The sequence below is a fragment of the Streptomyces sp. NRRL B-24572 genome, assembly GCF_002156145.1.
Lineage (GTDB): Bacteria > Actinomycetota > Actinomycetes > Streptomycetales > Streptomycetaceae > Streptomyces > Streptomyces vietnamensis.
The window spans coordinates 15,817-17,787 of record NZ_MWIG01000401.1 but is presented as its reverse complement, the minus strand read 5'-3'; the positions used below and the strand labels follow the sequence as shown (position 1 = coordinate 17,787).

Genomic DNA, 1,971 nt, shown 5'->3' with positions numbered 1-1,971 from the left:
CGGAGCTCGCCCGGCTGCTCGGCCGGCCCGCCTTCCACACGCTCCTCGACGTGCGGCGCCTGGCCGCCGCCGGGCTCGTCGAGACCCCGCCCGAACCCGACTCCGTACCGCCCCCGCCGGTGCTCCTGCCGGCCGTGCCGGTGGCCGATCCCGACATCGCCCTGCTGCGCAGGCTCCGTGACGCCCTGGAGGCACAGCTGTGATGAGGCGTGCCCTGCGCATGCGCGCCGAGAGGAGACAACTCATGACGGCAGAAGCCGAGGTGCTCGGCGAGCTCAGACGGCTGCGGGCCCGACTGCCCCAGCTCACCGGAGCCCTGGCGGCCAGCGCCGACGGGCTCGTGCTCGCCCACGACACCGTGGACGGCGAGGCGGAGAGCGTGGCCGCGCTGACCGCGGCGGCGCTCGGCGTCGGACAGCGGCTGACCGACACCACCGGGCAGGGCCTCTTCCGCGAACTGCTCGTACGGGGCGAGAACGGCTACGTGGCGACGTACGCGGCGGGCGGCTCGGCCGTCCTGACGCTGCTCGCCGAACCTCGGATCAACGTGGGACGACTTCACCTGGAGGCCCGCAGGTCCAGTGCCCGGATAGGCGAACTCGTCGACGGCGCGCTGGAACGCAGAGACCTGAACTGACACCGAGTCCCGAACACGCGAGAAGGAAGTACGACACCATGGCGAACACCGAGACCTCCCTCAAGGAAGCGGCCCAGATCGAAGGCGCCATCGGCGCGGCCCTCGTCGACTACACCAGCGGCATGGCGCTCGGCATGATCGGCGGCGGCAACGAGCTCGACCTGAACATGGCCGCGGCGGGCAACACCGACGTCGTCCGGGCCAAGGTCCGGACGATGGAGATGCTGGGGATCAAGGACGAGCTCGAGGACATCCTGATCACCCTCGGCAGCCAGTACCACCTGATCCGGCTCCTCAAGGGGCGCGGCACCAACGGCCTCTTCCTCTACCTGGCGCTCGACAAGGGCCGCGCGAACCTGGCGATGGCCCGCCACCAGCTGAAGAAGATCGAGGCCGAGCTGGAGGTCTGACGGTTCGGGGCCTACTCGACGAACAGGCCCCGGGCCGCCGCCTTCGTGTCGAACTCCTCGAGGCGCGCCTGCGCGTCGGGGAGTTCGTCGGCCATGGCCTCCAGGAGGACCCGGCCGAGCAGCATCGGCGCGCAGGCGGTGTCGAAGGCGAGCCCGGTGCCGACGGCGGCCGGGATCAGCAGGTCGCTGTGGGCGGCGACGGGCGCGAACGCCGACTCTGCGACGGTCACGACCGTGAGCCCGGCCCCGCGCGCGTACTCCAGGGCCTCGACGACCTCCTTGGGGTGCCGGGGCAGCGCGAAGCAGAGCAGGGCCGTGGCCCCGGCCCGTACGGCCGCGTCGACGCGGTCGGTGAGCATCGAGCCGCCCTCGTCGAGGAGCCGGACGTCCGGGTGCACCTTGGCCGCGAAGTAGGCGAAGCCCCGCGCCTGCGAGGAGGCGGCCCGCAGCCCGAGCACGAGCAGCGGCCGGGAGCCGGCGAGGAGCCGCCCGGCCCGCTCGACGGGCGCGGGGTCGGCGAGGAGCCCGGCGAGGTGCCGGAGGTTCTCGATCTCGGCGAGCACGGCCTGCTGGTACTCGTTGTGCCCCGAGGGCTCCTCGGCGGCCGCGGGCATGCTCTCCCGCAGGTGCTTGCGCAGCGCCGGGTAGCCGTCGAAGCCGAGGGCGACGGCGAAACGGGTGACGGACGGCTGGCTGACCCCGGCGAGCTCGGCGAGCTCGACGCTGGACAGGAACGGCACGTCGCCGGCGCGCCGGACCATGGAGTGCGCGATCCGCCGCTGCGTCGGCGTCAGCCGGTGCCCCTCGAAGAGCGCCTGCAGCCGACCGGCCGGGCTGTCGCTCATGCCGCCCCCTTCACCTATTCACCCGCGGAAAACTCTGCATAAGGATATGCAGGCAGGATAGGCAGGCGGGAGAACGGAC

The 1,971-nt window shown here is 72.5% G+C and carries 3 protein-coding genes and 1 pseudogene; 3 read left to right on the top strand and 1 reads right to left on the bottom strand.

All coding sequences use genetic code 11. The features are described from left to right. From CCN56_RS23405 to CCN56_RS23395, 3 genes and pseudogenes are all read left to right on the top strand, one after another. A pseudogene (locus CCN56_RS23405) lies at positions 1–203 on the top strand (transcriptional regulator); the annotation flags it as partial. Then, positions 203–637, top strand: coding sequence for a roadblock/LC7 domain-containing protein (locus CCN56_RS23400; protein WP_086829707.1), 435 nt, complete (start codon positions 203–205; stop codon positions 635–637). The pseudogene CCN56_RS23405 and the gene CCN56_RS23400, both read left to right, overlap by 1 nt. Before the next feature lie 38 nt (positions 638–675). Then, the gene (locus tag CCN56_RS23395) at positions 676–1,047 is read left to right on the top strand and encodes a hypothetical protein (RefSeq protein ID WP_086829705.1); all 372 of its coding nucleotides are present in this window, start codon (positions 676–678) and stop codon (positions 1,045–1,047) included. Positions 1,048–1,058: 11 nt separating this feature from the next. Here the strand turns inward: CCN56_RS23395 and CCN56_RS23390 are convergent, their stop codons facing one another. Continuing rightward, positions 1,059–1,892, bottom strand: coding sequence for a MurR/RpiR family transcriptional regulator (locus CCN56_RS23390; RefSeq protein ID WP_086829703.1), 834 nt, complete (start codon positions 1,890–1,892; stop codon positions 1,059–1,061). Positions 1,893–1,971: the final 79 nt, after the last annotated feature.

What these genes read in the sequence shown, in the direction of transcription:
- CCN56_RS23395 (WP_086829705.1), top strand. Translation starts at nt 676, where the DNA reads ATGGCGAACACCGAGACCTCCCTCAAGGAAGCGGCCCAGATCGAAGGC.
- CCN56_RS23390 (WP_086829703.1), bottom strand. Translation starts at nt 1,892, where the DNA reads ATGAGCGACAGCCCGGCCGGTCGGCTGCAGGCGCTCTTCGAGGGGCAC.
- CCN56_RS23400 (WP_086829707.1), top strand. Translation starts at nt 203, where the DNA reads ATGAGGCGTGCCCTGCGCATGCGCGCCGAGAGGAGACAACTCATGACG.